Origin of the sequence: Desulfosporosinus sp. Sb-LF (genome assembly GCF_004766055.1) — a bacterium.
In the GTDB taxonomy this organism is placed as follows: domain Bacteria; phylum Bacillota; class Desulfitobacteriia; order Desulfitobacteriales; family Desulfitobacteriaceae; genus Desulfosporosinus.
Map to the genome: position 1 here is coordinate 176,537 of NZ_SPQR01000008.1, position 15,893 is coordinate 192,429.

Sequence of the window (15,893 nt, forward strand, 5' to 3'; positions counted from 1 at the left end):
GCAGTCGACTCAAAAACTATGTATTTCAAAGGAGGTGGACTTTGTGAGCAATCGATTCCTGGCTATAATCTTCATCTTTCTCTTTCTCTTAGGACTTACGACACCAGTTCGAGCAGATACACCAATTCAGTGTATTACGTACAACATCAGTGCAACGCAAAGTATCGATGCCAATGAACCCACCAAGAAAACGGATTTTGTCAATATCCAGCAAGTCGTTCCTTCCGCGAAATTGGACATGAAATATGCGACAACCGATAATTTCACTCGTAAGAAGCTTTATGATAGCGCTAACGCACTGTTGCGTAGAGGAAGCGCTGATAAACTTAAAAAAGTAGCCGACGAAGCCGCGAAAGATGGATTTCTACTCAAGATTTGGGATGCCTATCGTAGTCCTAAAGCACAGTTCAAAATGTGGAATTTTGTACCTAATTCGAACTATGTGGCGAATCCTTATAAGGGTTATTCTAATCACTCGAGGGGATCAGCAATTGACTTGACTCTGGTTGATCTAAATGGAAACGAAATTACGATGCCAACGGGCTTTGACAATTTTACGGTTGCTGCAGAAAGGGCCAATGAGAATGCTAACGCCAAGTATTTGGAAAAAATCATGGTCAAGAACGGATTTAAGCCTTTGTCAACGGAATGGTGGCATTTTGATGACACAGAAACTTACGAACCTGCTGATTCAGCTCAAGTTGCAGTATTTGATGGAAGTGGAAAACAAGACATCGTAATAAGTGCGATTGGAGATGTCACCTTAGGTCAGGATGAACGCTTTCTCTATGCCGGTAGTTTTAACCAGTACTACAATAAATATGGAGCAAGTTATTTTTTTGAGAGAGTAAAAAAGATACTGAGTGAGGATGATTTGACCATAGCCAATTTAGAAGGAACTTTGACGGAGGAGAAGGGAAAACCAGATAAACGTTTTCAAGGTAACCAGGCATTCTTCTTTAAAGGAAGCCCATCCTACACCTCCATACTTAAAGATGGCAGTATTGAGGCTGTAAACTTAGCCAATAACCATAGTATGGATTACCTAGACAAAGGATTTGATGACACAAAAGCAGCCTTGGATAAAACGAGCATCACCAATTTCGGATATAGTAAGACCGCTGTATATGAAAAAGACGGTATCAATATCGGATTAATAGGTGTCAACACGTTAGGAAAAATAGAAGAGGGTGTTAATTTAGTAAACCTGGAATTAGATCTTGCGAATAAAATTCGCACTCTCGATGAAAAGACCTCCCTAATCGTCGTGAGTTTTCACTGGGGAACGGAAAACATTAGCACGCCAACGTCGGAGCAGCGTGAACTTGGGCGGTTCGCAGTTGACCAAGGGGCAGATTTGGTTCTTGGTCATCACCCTCATATCATTCAACCGAGTGAAGTTTATCAGGGAAAATATATTGTTTATAGTCTTGGTAATTTTGTGTTCGGAGGCAATTCGAACCCAACGCAGAAAAATACGGAAATTTTCCGCCAGATATATAGTTTTAAAAATGGTAAACTTGTTGAGGTGAACTCCCCTTTAATCATACCCTGTCGCTTGACGTCTGGCTTTAAACCAGAGCCTTGTGAATAAAATTCCCTATGAGAGTCCTACTGGTAGAAGATTTCAGTAAGGGCTCTGTTTATAGTTAGTTCCCAAAAATGGATTGTCGAATAATAGTGGGATTCAAAAAATGAGGGAATTGTAGATCCTTGCTGCGCACGATAATGTTTATCTCCAAACATTTCGTTGAAATGTTAAAACGTATGTTCCTATAAAACGAATGCGCTATTATAGTTAATAGATGTCCAATGAGAGGAGTCATTTTAGTTCACAGACAGATCTGAACATGAAGTTCAAGGGGGTAAGGAAATGAGTAAGAAGAGTCAGGTGGTTTATGGCGGCCGAAAACTAAGAGATGCTCGTCAAAAACTGGAATTGGGAGAGAATTGCGAATAGGACAGGTCCCCAAAACCGTTATCTCTGTAAGTGATAATGAGTTACTACGCTGTCCGTTAAAACGTCAATGTAATAACGGTAGTAACGATATAGTGAGTATCTATTTATCCTAGTAAAGAATATAGGACTCTAAACAAAGTATTAGCAAGGAAAATCGCGACAACAGAGTGATGACGGAGACCGAGGATAAATCTGCTGAAGTTCGCTATCTATTGGGTGGAAGAAGTTGGACATCTATTGACTGCGTAGGAGAAGGAGGGATTAGACCGGTTTCTTAAACGTGTCAAGATCAGCTAGGTGTGATTTTATGACCAAACTTTCACAGGGAATGTTGATAGAATTAATTGGAGTCAAGTATACTAAATATGGAGTGAACGTTCTTTGGATAGAATGGGTGTTTGCTTTGAGGGGATTTCAGCGAGACTGAGGTACCGGATGCGGCATAAAAAAAGCTACAGCCATAGACACTCTAAGGATTCCCCCACTCCTCAAAAGCAGAATACTCATTCACTGTTAACTCATTGTCGGATAACAACATTAAGGAGCGAACCCTAAGGGAATTTTAGGGCTCGCTCCCCTTATCATTCTGATAGGTTTGAAATGTCCATTTATTACAATTGACAAAAATAAGAATCGCATCTTACAATGCAAATATACCATAAGGAAGTATATTGGCATTTTTCTCATAATTTCTTATTGGAAAGGATTAACATATGAACCATACGATAATTATCGCCAGTTTCTTAGTAGGAGTTCTGATAATCTGGGCAATTATCAAGAACTCAGGAAAGGCCAATCAATCAAGAATAGATCCTTCAGAAGCCAAAAAGAGATTAGAGTTGGAAAAGGAGATCATCCTTGTGGATGTTAGAACTCAGGACGAATATATCGAGAATCATATTCCTAGAAGCACTTTGATTCCTTTAAAGGTGCTAGCGAGGGAAGCAAGCAAGAAATTACCGGATAAGCAAGCTACTATTTTCGTTTATTGTAGGAGTGGGAATCGGAGCAGAGTCGCTGTAACAATATTATTGAAGCAGGGTTATATAAATGTTTCTAATTTAGGTGGCATAATACATTGGCCGTACAAGACGGTTTCTGGCAAGAAATGATGAGATTTATAAAAAAATGGCGAAACCGGTCGTTCAATGATGATTCCACGAAGCAAGTACATATGTATTGACAATGAAGACAGACCTCAATTATACTTCGGATATAGTACGTTAAGCAATAATCGTGAATAGGAGGAAGGATTTAATTTCAAGAAGTTTCGTCGTTAACTAAGAAGGAGGAAAAGAGAAATGAAAAAGAAGGCTTCAGTTCTCGTCTCAGCGTTATTAGTAGGTGCGCTTATTGTGACCGGATGTGGGACCAAAACCGCAACTCCTACTGCAACAACGGGGAGTAATGCAAGCGGAGATGTAATTAAAATTGGTGTTTTTGAACCGATGACTGGAGCGAATGCTGCCGGGGGCGCTTTAGAAGTTGATGGAATCAAACTGGCTAACAAACTCTATCCCGAAGTCAATGGTAAAAAAGTTGAATTAGTCTTGGTCGACAATAAATCGGATAAGGTAGAGGCTGCTAGTGCTGCTTCTCGTCTCGTGGAAAAGGAAAAGGTTTCGGCGATCATTGGAAGTTGGGGGAGCTCACTTTCTATGGCGGCTGGGGATATTGTGAAGAAGGCGCAGGTTCCTGCAGTGGCTGCCTCCGCAACCAACCCACTTGTCACCAAGAATAATGACTTCTATTTCCGGGTCTGCTTTATTGATCCTTTTCAAGGCAAAGTCATGGCTAACTATGCGTTTAATAATCTAAAGGCAAAAAAAGTTGCCATCGTCCAAGAAGTCTCCAATGACTACTCTATCGGTCTTGCTAAATTTTTCACGGATTCTTTCAAACAACTAACCGGAGATAACGACGCGATTGTTGGAGTGGCAAACTACAACACAGGAGACCAAGATTTCTCGGCCCAGCTTACGAACTTAAAGGCGAAGAATCCGGATGTTATTTTTGCACCGGGCAACTTCACGGAATCCTCACTCATCATTAAACAAGCACGGCAACTTGGCATTAAAGCCCCATTCATTGGTGGAGATACATGGGAAGTTCCTGAATTCATCGAAGTAGGCAAAGAAGCTGTTGAAGGAGCTACTTTCTCAACTTTCTTTACTTCTGAGAAGCCAATTACCCCAGAATCAGAAAAGTTCTTGGCGGAATTCCGCAAGGCAAATCCTGGCGTAGAGCCGGCTGCGGTCACAGCGCTGGGCTATGATGCCTACATTACTATCCTAGATGCTATCAAGAGAGCCAATTCGGCAGACCCAGTCAAAATAAAAGAACAACTGGCTAAAACGAAAGACTTTCCTGGAGCAGCTGGCATGATTACGCTCGACGAAAACGGAGATGCTGTCAAAGACGCGGTCATCAAACAGGTCAAGAACGGGAAGTTCGCGTTCATGGATATCATCAAAGCCAAATAACACTTGTATACGTGAATTTTAGAATTATATAGCGAAGTGTTACCGATACGCTTTCCTTCATCGTAAGGGGAGCGTATCTCTTATCGCAGTTTTGCGTAGTTTCTTAGTCAATCGATATATTGGACAGCAAGGTAGGTGACAGATCAATGATGATAAATTTAAACATGCTTTTTCAGCAATTGAGTGGGATGGAATTTAGTACGTTTTTGCAGCATTTGGCGAACGGAATTTCTTTAGGCAGTTTATATGCCTTGGTTGCGATTGGTTATACCATGGTTTACGGAACGTTACGTCTCATCAACTTTGCGCATGGCGATATTTTTATGATGACGACGTATTTTGCATTTTATGGCGTCACTACGTTTATGCTGCCTTGGTATCTGTCCTTTGTCTTGGCCATAATTCTAACGATGGCCCTTGGGGTGGTACTTGAGGCAGGGGCTTATCGACCGCTGCGCGATGCGCCTAAGATCTCCATTATGATTTCAGCAATTGGGGCATCGTTCTTACTCGAGAACTTGGCCACGGTGTTATTTGGCGGACGTCCAAAAGCATTTCCAACTGTAAAGGCTTTAACAGACAGTATCCAGATTGGCTCGGTTTCCATTCAGAAACTTACCTTCGCCATCCCTATAGTAACCCTTGTTTTCCTTTTTGGACTTTTATTCTTAATCCATCGTACGAAAACCGGAATGGCTATGCGGGCGGTAGCTAAAGATTACGAAACGGCGGGGATCATGGGTGTGAACGTCAACCAAACTATTTCTAAAACCTTTGCCATTGGGTCGATGCTTGCCGCTGTTGGTGCGCTCATGTGGGGTCTTAAATTCCCTCAGATTGTACCCTTGATGGGGATTATGCCGGGTCTTAAAGCCTTTATCGCAGCAGTTATCGGCGGGATCGGAAATATCAAAGGGGCTATGATAGGTGGATTTATCTTAGGAATTGGGGAAATCATGATCGTTGCTTTTGCCCCAAGCTTAAGTGGCTACAGGGATGCGTTTGCCTTTATCTTTTTAATTGTTATTCTGTTATTTAAGCCGACTGGGCTCACCGGCGAGAAAATAGCGGAGAAGGTGTAACTATGAAACAAAAAAAGACACTCCTAACCTTGATAGTGATCCTCATCTTATTCGCTTTTGTTTACGGTGCTAATCAGTTTCTTGATCCATACAAAATGAGGATCTTAAATTTATGCGCTATATACGTCATACTTGGCCTGAGTATGAATTTAATTAATGGTTTTACTGGACTGTTTTCTCTGGGACATGCTGGGTTTATGGCAGTGGGTGCATATACAACGGCTATTCTCACGATGCCAGACGTTGTGAAGACGCAAAACTTCTTCATGGTCCCAATGATCAAGCCCTTAGACACTATGCATGTGCCTTTCTTCTTTGCGCTTCTGATCGGGGGGATTGTATCTGGTGTGATAGGTTACCTTATTGGTGCCCCTGCACTAAGGCTACGCGGAGATTATTTAGCGATTGCGACCCTGGGATTTGCGGAGATTATACGGGTTGTGTTTACAAATATTCAAAGTGTTACAAATGGAGCTCTCGGTCTCAAGGGAATTCCGGTCTCGGCAAACATTTGGTGGACCTTTGGAGCCGCTTTGGTAACCTTGCTTTTCATTGGGTCACTGATTAACAGTAGTTATGGCCGGGCGTTCAAGGCGATTCGGGAAGATGAGATTGCGGCTGAAAGTATGGGGATCAGCCTCTTTAAACACAAGGTCATTGCCTTTACCATCGGGGCTTTTTTTGCCGGTATCGGTGGCGGTCTTCTGGGAAGTTTACTAGGAACCATTGACCCCTTAATGTTCCGATTCCTCCTTACTTTCAATATCCTGCTGATTGTTATTCTTGGTGGAATGGGGAGTATGACGGGAACCATCATAGCTGCCTTTATCATCACGATTGGGGGAGAGGCCTTGCGGTTTCTCGATGAATCAATGACGATTGGTAGCCTGGTCATTCCAGGTATTTCTGGCATGCGGATGGTTGTTTTTTCCGCCCTCCTTATGATGGTTGTTCTGTTTTTTAACCGAGGCATCATGGGAACGAAGGAAATCACCTGGGACAGTATTGCCGCTAAGTTCAGTAAAAAGTCGCTTGCCAAAGGAGGGGACAAACAGTGAGTCTATTAAAGGTTGAAAATGTTTCCATGATCTTTGGCGGACTGACTGCGGTCAAGGACTTTAATCTCGACTTAAACAAAGGAGAAATTGTTGCTTTGATCGGGCCCAACGGCGCAGGGAAAACCACCGCATTCAACATGATCACGGGAGTTTACGCCCCTACGATGGGACGGATTAGCTACCTTGACAAGGATATTACCGGTCTAAGACCAGATCTGATCACGAAGCGGGGAATCGCTCGGACGTTTCAGAATATCCGGTTATTTAAAGACTTGACGGTTCTTGATAATGTCTTGATTGCGAACCATTTGCACCTAAAGTCAAATTTCCTGGAAGCCACCCTGAAACTGCCTCGGTACCGACGGGAAGAAAAGGAAATCTTGGAGAAGTCACTTAAGCTCTTGGATAAAGTCGGTCTCTTGGATGCGCAAAAAGAGAAGTCTAGTTCACTTCCTTATGGTAAGCAGCGGCGTTTGGAGATCGCTCGGGCCCTAGCGACGAATCCAGAGGTACTCCTGCTAGATGAACCAGCTGCCGGAATGAATCCCAAGGAAACCGACGATTTGACCGCGTTTATTCGGCAGATTCGGGACGAATTTAAGTTATCTATTTTCATGATTGAACATCATATGCAAGTCGTCATGGGGATTTCGGATCGAATTTGTGTTTTTGATCATGGAGTTACAATTGCGGAAGGTAACCCCTATGATATTCAGAATAACCAGAAGGTGATTGAAGCGTACTTGGGGGTGGCAGAGGACTATGCTTAAAATTGAAAACTTGAGTGTCGCTTACGGTGGGATTGAAGCCTTAAAAGGGATCAGTCTTGAGGTAGAGGAAGGGAAAATTGTCACCCTAGTTGGTGCTAACGGAGCGGGGAAGAGCACTATGTTGCGCTCGATCGTCGGTCTTGCTAAACCAAGAAGTGGCTCGATCACTTATCATGGGAAGAATTTGCTGACAGAAAAACGTCATAACATCGTAAAAACTGGAATCACTTTGGTTCCAGAAGGACGGCGCGTTTTCCCAGATATGACGGTTTTAGAAAATTTAAAGATCGGGGCTTTTACTCGCAAGGATCATCAAGGGATTAAAGACGATATAGAATGGGTTTTCACTCTCTTTTCCAGGCTTAAAGAACGGGAATGGCAACTAGCGGGGACATTATCTGGGGGAGAGCAGCAGATGCTTGCGGTGGGACGAGCCCTCATGTCTCGCCCCAAACTTCTTATGATGGATGAGCCATCACTAGGACTTGCTCCCCTTATCGTTAAAGATATTTTCAACATCATTCGCGAGATTCACAAACAAGGGATGACCATTCTTTTGATCGAACAAAATGCCAATGCTGCACTCCATCTTGCGGATATTGGGTATGTTATTGAAACGGGTCGGATTACTATTAAAGGAACCGGCAAAGAATTGTTAGCCAATGAAGATGTAAAGAAAGCTTATTTGGGTGAGAGTGTCATAGCGAAGAATTCACACTAAGCGTTAAGCTATTTAAACTTTAAACGATTTGTGTAAAGAGTCAAAAACGGTGGGTGATTAGAAGCTAATCGACCCACCGTTTTTCGTCTAATCTATTTCAAACCTTCAAATTGCACAGAATAGAAATGAGCATAGTTTCTGACTTGCGGGGTCTGTTACAGAGATGCTATAGTAGTAAAGATCAAAATTTTCGTTAATATATATAAGGGAGCGGATTTAGTTTGAAAGAAGTACTGTCAATTTTAACTGATCAGTCAGCTATTGGATACTTAGCGACAGTTGATGATGGAAAGCCAAGAGTTAGACCATGGGGATTCATGTTTGAGGAAAACGGAAGGCTTTATTTCTGCACTGCAAGTACGAAGGATGTATATCGGCAACTTACAGCTGTACCATATATTGAGTACTCAAAAACAACGAAAGACATGGTTTGGGTAAGGGTCAGTGGTGAAATCATATTTGATGACGATATTAGAAAGAAGGAACTAATCTTAGAGCGTGCACCTATGCTTAAAAAGATCTACGAGTCACCAGACAATCCTATTTTTAAGATCTTTTATTTGGAGCACGGTAAGGCAACTATTAATGACTTCTCACCTAATCCCCCAAGATGTTTAGAGTTTTAAATGTAAAGACAAAATTACCATAAGATGAGGGTGTGGATATCACACCCTTTTATTCTTTAATTGACTTCGGACATAAAGACCCCATTTTTTACAACATAGGAGAGTTTGATAAACGTTAAACTGGAGGAAATTATGGCAGTCGGCGAAAGTTATAAAGAATATGTAGTAGACCAACTTGCAAAGTTAGGTTTTGTTACGGTTAAAAAGATGTTTGGCGGTGCTGGTATTTACTATGACGGTTTGATTTTTGGATTACTTGCGGATGATGTCCTATATTTTAAGGTGGACGACTCCAATAAGTCAGACTATGAAAGAGCGGGAATGGAACCATTCCAACCATTTGATCACAAACCCATGGTAATGCCGTATTATGAGGTTCCCGTTGATATTTTGGAACACAGAGAACTGTTAGCGGATTGGGCTAGAAAAGCCTTATTAGCATCTAGAAATAAGCACGTAAAGTCCAAGAAGAAAGGAATTACAAAATAAATTAATACCAAAGGGGGTCTGCCCAGCTTAAGCCTTTGCCAAAGTGTCAGCTTTTACAAATCAACATTAATAATTACTTCAAAGGAGAATAAGAAATTAAAGTGAATGATGATTCGAACGATTATACGAGTTTTTCCCCAACATTCTCGCGATCGCGTCGATTATGGATGGCCATAATTTTAGGCGCTTTGTCTGCTTTCGGGCCCTTGTCAATTGACATGTACTTACCTTCTTTGCCTATTTTGACCAAGGATTTGCACACTAGCACATCGCTTGCCCAGTTCAGTCTGACAGCTTGCCTACTCGGGCTCGCGTTGGGGCAATTAGTAGCTGGTTCGCAAAGCGATGTGCGCGGGCGTCGTATCCCGCTTCTGATCGGACTGATTAGCTTCACTGTCTCATCCTTGCTTTGTGCTATTAGCCCATCCATCTGGGCATTGATCTTGCTTCGATTCATTCAGGGCGTTGCGGGCTCCGCAGGCATGGCTATTTCACGCGCTATAGTTAGGGACCTATACTCAGGCTCAGAGATGATAAAGTTTTTTTCTCTTTTAATGCTGGTCAATGGTGTTGGGCCAATCCTGGCGCCAATTCTAGGTGGGCAGCTACTGCAGTTTACCTCATGGCGGGGGGTGTTTTTTGTTTTGTGTCTGGTCGGTATTTTCATGCTCCTTGCAGTCTTTTTCACTTTACCTGAGACATTACCACCACAACGTCGCTCGCCAGCCGGTTTGATCAATACTTTAGCGACATTTCGAGTTCTCGTCAGCGATCGCGTTTTCATGGGATATGCTTTGCCTCAAGGGATGGTAACGGCAGCTATGTTCGCGTACATATCGGGTTCACCCTTTGTTATCCAAAACATTTTTGGAGCCTCTCCTCAAATGTTTAGTGTATTCTTCGCCATCAATGGGTTTGGCATTATCCTAGCTGGTCAAATCACCGGTAGGCTGGCAAGTCGAATTAACGGAACCAAACTCTTCCTCGGAGGCCTCATCCTGGCTACAATGGGCGGCATCAGCTTGCTGACGATGATTCTTATCGGAGCAGGACTTACCGCAATCTTACCACCTTTGTTCATAGTTGTATCGAGTGTAGGAGTCGTATCGACTGCTGGCTCTTCATTGGCGATGGAAAACTATGGCCATTCAGCTGGTAGTGCCTCGGCCTTGTTAGGTTTATTTTCATTATTAATTGGTGCAATTGTTGCACCCCTCGTAGGGCTTGGTGGCAGTAATACAGCTGTACCCATGGGCATAGTCATCGCTGTCACAGAAGTTGGTGCGATTCTAAGTTATGCGATATTAAGACGGGGAAAGAATGGCATTGTGCGGGTGGAGTAGAAAATCATTCGTAATATGTAATAAACTGAAAACAGCTCTTATATGAAGGTCCTTTCTATATCGAAAAAGAAAGGACCTTCTTGTTCCCTGTCACAGCAATATTTCATCGTTGTTCCGCCGACGAATTACCAACAAAGGTTATCTTCCTATAAAATCCTTTGGGCAGGAGATCGATCTTCCTAGTACTCTAATGGATTAATATAATACCCGAATGCCCCGGCAATAACCCCTTCCTCCATGGCTTCGAGAGGGATACCAGCTTCTTCGAGGAGTAGAGTTACCCCTGCGGTTGAATATTTGACAACCTTTACCTCTAAACCTAGAATAATCCTCAAAAGATGATATCATAGATATAGAATTGACGCTAAGGTTGCCACCAATGTTAACAAAACAGCTCGAAAAGGAATGATTTTTCTTTTGAAAACTAATTTTATTAATAAATCATTTAAACATAAACTGAGAGCTACTTATACCCTACTTATGTTTGTAGTTCTGATTTTAATATGTGCTTTTTTGTATTATCAAGTGAATAACATTGTAAAACCCCTTATTAGTCATATCGGTTTACAGGTTGTTGATGGTGTAGCACAATCCATCGGAGAACGGTTTGAAAATCAAGGAAATATGTTAGAACAACTTGCAAGTACAGAAACATTCAAAAATGGGGATTTTTCTAGCATCAAAAAAGAGATAGACAATCAAATGAGTAGGCAGGGTGATTTATGGTTATCCATGAAGTACCAGCGAGTGACTGGCGAAGAATATGTGAATAACCCAGCTAGCATTCCATCGTCTGTTAGTTATGAGCAGGAATTATTAGCTGGAGATAAACTTACGTCGATATCGAAGCCTGTTATTGATGATAGGGATGGTCAATATATTACTTATATAGGGACTAAGGTCATGGATAATGATGGGAATGTAAAGGGATTGCTAATTATCAATGCACGAGTAAAACAATTAATTGGGTCATTTGAAAAAGCAAGAATGGGTCAATTCAGTGAAATGTGGTTTCTTGATTTAAAAGGTAAGGCTATTCTAGACCCAAATATAGAAAAGATGCCGATTCCTGATATCGAAAATTTTGAAAAGCAAATTTCGATAAAGCCAGCAGGAGAACTGAAAGTTACTACTCCAGAGGATGAATCAAGGTATTTGATCTATTCTCAAATACCTAATACTGAGGGCTTATATTTAGCAATAGGAATAGATAATAGTGATTCTTCAAAAGCCATGAGATTTTTATTGGTTTTAATTTTAGGTGGTGCAATTTTTGCTTGTCTTTTCATTTTTGTTGCTGCTAATAAAATGACTAATTTAATAACAAAACCCTTGACTCGCATGGTTGGAATTATCCAGCATTCTGATGGTGCAAATTTTATTGAAATTCCAAAAGACCTTAAGTCCAGCAAAGATGAGATTGGGATACTTGCCAATACGATCGACGATATGGCTAGCAATATTCGTAATAATGTACAAGCGCTAAACAGTGAAATTAAAGAACGCCAAAAAGCTAAAGAGGAGCTAATTCTTTTAAATGATGAACTTGAGCGTCGTGTGGAAGAACGTACCCTAGCCTTGACAAAGGTCACAAATAGTTTGGCTATTTCAGAAGATCGATTCAGAATTGCTATGGAAGCATCGCATATTGGTTTATATGATTCAGATTGTAACAATAATGTATTGATGGTTAATGGTGTTTTTCTTAAATTAATTAATGCACTGGAGTTTAGGCAGTGTGGTATTAAAAAGAGTGAGTGGGTTCAGTTTTATGGGCTATTGGAGGATTTTATATATGAAGAAGATTTATTAAATATTACACAATTGGGCGAAGATAATTTACTGATGACGGGAGAGGACTTTTACACCGAGGTTAGACTAAAAGAAGACCCGAATATCTGGTTTTCATTTATTGGACAAATAATAAAGAAAGATGAATCTGGAAAAGTGATAAGGTTTATAGGGGTATTGCAAAATATATCTGAAAGAAAAAGGACAGAAGTTGAGCTGAAGGCAGCCAAGGAAGAAGCAGAAGAAGCAAGCCACGCTAAAAGTCAATTTCTTGCAAATATGAGTCATGAAATTAGAACACCTATGAATGCAATTATGGGACTTACCCATTTATTAGGTCAATCTAATTTAAATGATTCCCAAAAAAATTATGTATCGAAAATAGAGGGAGCATCAGCGACACTGCTCAGAATCATCAATGATATTTTGGATTTTTCAAAAATTGAAGCTGGTAAACTTGAAATAGAAAACATCGAATTTAATATAGATAAGGTACTAGAGAATGTCTCTAATCTATATACAATTTCTGCGACGAATAAGGGTATTGATATTAATTTCGATACGGGGGAAACAGTGCCGGACGTACTAATCGGTGATCCGCTTCGATTAGAACAAATCATATCTAATTTAACAACGAATGCAATAAAATTCACAAACCGAGGAGAAGTAAGTGTTGCCGTAAGGGTTCTAGATGCAACAGAAAACAAAGTTAAGTTGCATTTTAGTGTTACAGATACAGGAATTGGGTTAACAAATGAGCAAATCGAAAGACTTTTCACCGCTTTCACCCAGGCGGATGGTTCAACGACCAGGAAGTATGGTGGGACAGGGCTTGGTTTAATAATTTCGAAGCAACTGGTTGAACTAATGAAGGGTGAGATTTGGGTAGAAAGTGCTTATGGTGAAGGTGCAACCTTCCAATTTGCAGTCCTTTTTGATAAAGCTGTCGATTTGATAAAACCAAGTCATGGAGAATATCCAGATTTACAAGGTAAAAAAGTGTTAGTGGTAGATCATAATAAAACATCCTTAATGATACTCGAAAGAATGCTTCGTTCATTTTCGTTTGAGGTGACAGCACTTAAAAATCCTTTTGAAGCAATTGAACTGCTCCAAAAGGAAGACTTTGATCTACTAGTTATTGACTTTAATTTACCAGAATTATCAGGAATCGATTTATATAAAAGATTAATAGCTAATACTGAGATCACAGTGCCTAAAACAATATTTGTTAGTGCTACAGGACGTGCAAACTATTATAATCAAGTAAATCAATTGGGGGTTAATAATTTTCTGGTAAAGCCCATTAATCAGTCGTTAATGTTTGATACGGTTTTGAATGCTTTAAAAGGAACAGCATGGAGTCAAGCTGATAAGGGCCGAAATGAAGAAGGCCAAATAAAGCATCAAAGGGCCATTGCGGGTAAACGTATACTACTTGTTGAAGATAATGATATTAATCAATTGATTGCTAAGGATATTTTAGAAGGGGTCGGTGTTCATGTAAGTATTGCTCATAATGGTGAAGAAGCAATCAAACACGTCCGTGCCAATAATTTTGATGCAGTTCTTATGGATGTGCAAATGCCTATTATGGATGGATACAAAGCCACAGAAATTCTTAGAGAGACCTATTCAAGTTTAGAATTACCTATTATAGCCATGACTGCAAATGCACTCAGGGGTGATCGGGAAAAAAGCATCGAGTCGGGTATGAATGATTACATTTCAAAACCAATTAACCCTGAGCTTTTGTTCGAAACCCTTGAAAAATGGCTCTTAGATAATGGTCAGGGAAACAATGGAAATGATGTAAATGAAAAGGTTGAGATTTTAGATATTGAAAAAACGTTAATTCGATTAGGTAATAAACAAGCCTTTTATTATGACTTATTAAAGAGATATTCTGATGATTATAGTAACATAGTAAAAGAAATTTCCGATATGAGATTGAATAAGCAATATGATGAAGTTAAACGATTTGTTCATAGCCTTAAAAGTGTTACCGGAAATATAGGAGCTCTGAAACTGAGCAGATTTATTGTTCAGTTCGAAGAACAATATGAGTCATACAACGAAAAGAGCCTAGGAGAAAGGCTAGAAGAACTTTCTAATTTGAATGAGGAACTATTAAATACTATTAAAAGCGTTATTTCGATTAAGGATCTAGAGGAAAAGCGACAAGACTTCAATTTAGAGGTTCATCACGCATTAAGTAAATTACTGGATGATTTAGAAAAGGCCCGCCCTAAAGAAGTAAAAGATAGTTTGAGCTACTTGCTAGCAAATTCTCAGACTATGCGCTTTAGTGCACAAATAAACGAAACCAAGAAACTTATTGATCGCTATCGCTTCAAAGAGGCGAAGGCTATGGTTAAAGAAATACTGGCTATTATAAAGGAGTCAGAAGATGAATAGACAAAAAACGATAATGATAGTAGATGATACAGAAATGAATATTGTAATTCTAGTGGAGGCGCTTCAGGACGATTATGAATTGATTGTTGCAATTAATGGCTTAGAGGCGATTGAATTACTTGAAGAACAAAAACCTGATTTGATACTTTTGGATATCATGATGCCGGAGATGGATGGATACGATGTTTTAATAACGATCAAGAAAAACCCGGAGCTAACGCATATACCAGTTATTCTACTTTCGGCAATTACTGATAGTGATTCGAAAACCAAGGGTTTTTCCTTAGGCGCAGTGGATTATGTTACTAAGCCCGTTGAAATTGTTGAGGTTAAGGCCAGAGTTAAGACACAACTTAAATTTGAAGAAGCTCGTCTTATTCTTGAAACTCAGAATCTTTTATTAGAAGAAAAAGTAAAGGCAAGAACCGAGCTTCTCGAAAGAACTAACTCTGCCGCAATATACTGTCTGGCTGCTCTAGCAGAGACAAGGGACCCGGAAACAGGGGAACACATAAAAAGAACACAGAAATATATCAGAGCATTGGCACTTGAATTACAGGGTAAGGATGAATATAGTAGTGTTCTTACAAATGAATATATTGAGCTGTTATATAAGTCAGCTCCGTTACATGATATAGGTAAAGTTGGGGTAAAGGATAGTATACTTCTTAAACCGGGACGGTTGACAGAGGAAGAATTTGAAGAAATGAAAAAACATACAATTTATGGTGGAGAGTCATTAATGGTGGGTATAAAGGAATTAGGAGAAGATTCATTCCTGACACTAGCGAAAGAAATTGCAATAACACACCATGAAAAATGGGATGGCACAGGATATCCAAGGGGCTTATCCAAAGCGGAAATTCCCATATCTGGCCGGTTAATGGCACTTAGCGATGTGTATGACGCTCTAATTAGTAAGAGGGTGTATAAGGACGCTTTTACCCATGATGAGGCTAGAAATATTATTTTAGAGGGCAGAGGGACCCATTTTGACCCTACTATTGTTGACGCTTTTATAATGAGAGAAGCTGAATTTGTTGGAATTATGGGAAAATTTGGAGATAACTAAAAGTTGAATCCCAGTCGCAATGATAGAAATGGATGGAGTATAGAATATGCTAGAAGACGCATAGATTGAGGGAGAACTTA

The 15,893-nt window shown here is 40.4% G+C and carries 13 protein-coding genes; 12 read left to right on the forward strand and 1 reads right to left on the reverse strand.

Annotated features, from left to right (window positions below; genetic code table 11):
• Positions 1–43 precede the first annotated feature (43 nt).
• The 10 genes from E4K68_RS13715 (at position 44) to E4K68_RS13760 (ending at position 10,532) form a co-directional block, all read left to right on the forward strand.
• Positions 44–1,594 carry a CapA family protein gene (locus E4K68_RS13715; protein WP_135379502.1) on the forward strand — a complete coding sequence of 517 codons (1,551 nt, stop codon included), beginning with the start codon at positions 44–46 and terminating at the stop codon, positions 1,592–1,594.
• 1,079 nt (positions 1,595–2,673) lie between these two features.
• Entirely contained in the window at positions 2,674–3,072 is a 399-nt protein-coding gene (locus tag E4K68_RS13720; protein WP_135379503.1) for a rhodanese-like domain-containing protein, read from the forward strand.
• Positions 3,073–3,261: 189 nt separating this feature from the next.
• Positions 3,262–4,443 (forward strand): ABC transporter substrate-binding protein, encoded by a 1,182-nt coding sequence (locus tag E4K68_RS13725; protein WP_135379504.1) that lies wholly within the window; start codon positions 3,262–3,264, stop codon positions 4,441–4,443.
• A gap of 188 nt (positions 4,444–4,631) precedes the next feature.
• Positions 4,632–5,525 (forward strand): branched-chain amino acid ABC transporter permease, encoded by an 894-nt coding sequence (locus E4K68_RS13730; RefSeq protein ID WP_135379570.1) that lies wholly within the window; start codon positions 4,632–4,634, stop codon positions 5,523–5,525.
• Positions 5,526–5,527: 2 nt separating this feature from the next.
• A complete protein-coding gene (locus tag E4K68_RS13735; RefSeq protein WP_135379505.1) occupies positions 5,528–6,583 on the forward strand; it encodes a branched-chain amino acid ABC transporter permease in 1,056 nt (351 codons plus the stop codon).
• Complete coding sequence (locus E4K68_RS13740) at positions 6,580–7,353, forward strand: ABC transporter ATP-binding protein (RefSeq protein WP_135379506.1); 774 nt, start codon at positions 6,580–6,582, stop codon at positions 7,351–7,353. The genes E4K68_RS13735 and E4K68_RS13740 overlap by 4 nt, the downstream gene beginning before the upstream one ends.
• Positions 7,346–8,074 (forward strand): ABC transporter ATP-binding protein, encoded by a 729-nt coding sequence (locus E4K68_RS13745; protein WP_135379507.1) that lies wholly within the window; start codon positions 7,346–7,348, stop codon positions 8,072–8,074. The genes E4K68_RS13740 and E4K68_RS13745 overlap by 8 nt, the downstream gene beginning before the upstream one ends.
• A gap of 221 nt (positions 8,075–8,295) precedes the next feature.
• Positions 8,296–8,700 (forward strand): pyridoxamine 5'-phosphate oxidase family protein, encoded by a 405-nt coding sequence (locus E4K68_RS13750; RefSeq protein WP_135379508.1) that lies wholly within the window; start codon positions 8,296–8,298, stop codon positions 8,698–8,700.
• A 132-nt stretch (positions 8,701–8,832) separates the two neighbouring features.
• Positions 8,833–9,189 (forward strand): TfoX/Sxy family protein, encoded by a 357-nt coding sequence (locus tag E4K68_RS13755; RefSeq protein WP_135379509.1) that lies wholly within the window; start codon positions 8,833–8,835, stop codon positions 9,187–9,189.
• A gap of 218 nt (positions 9,190–9,407) precedes the next feature.
• Entirely contained in the window at positions 9,408–10,532 is a 1,125-nt protein-coding gene (locus E4K68_RS13760; protein ID WP_243450367.1) for a multidrug effflux MFS transporter, read from the forward strand.
• A gap of 179 nt (positions 10,533–10,711) precedes the next feature.
• Here the strand turns inward: E4K68_RS13760 and E4K68_RS20405 are convergent, their stop codons facing one another.
• Entirely contained in the window at positions 10,712–10,867 is a 156-nt protein-coding gene (locus tag E4K68_RS20405; protein WP_158291423.1) for a hypothetical protein, read from the reverse strand.
• Between the two features lie 70 nt (positions 10,868–10,937).
• Between E4K68_RS20405 and E4K68_RS13765 the strand changes: the two genes are divergently transcribed.
• Positions 10,938–14,741, forward strand: coding sequence for a response regulator (locus E4K68_RS13765; protein ID WP_243450368.1), 3,804 nt, complete (start codon positions 10,938–10,940; stop codon positions 14,739–14,741).
• Positions 14,734–15,813 carry an HD domain-containing phosphohydrolase gene (locus E4K68_RS13770; RefSeq protein ID WP_135379511.1) on the forward strand — a complete coding sequence of 360 codons (1,080 nt, stop codon included), beginning with the start codon at positions 14,734–14,736 and terminating at the stop codon, positions 15,811–15,813. Before E4K68_RS13765 ends, E4K68_RS13770 begins: the two co-directional genes overlap by 8 nt.
• The last annotated feature ends 80 nt before the right edge of the window (positions 15,814–15,893 follow it).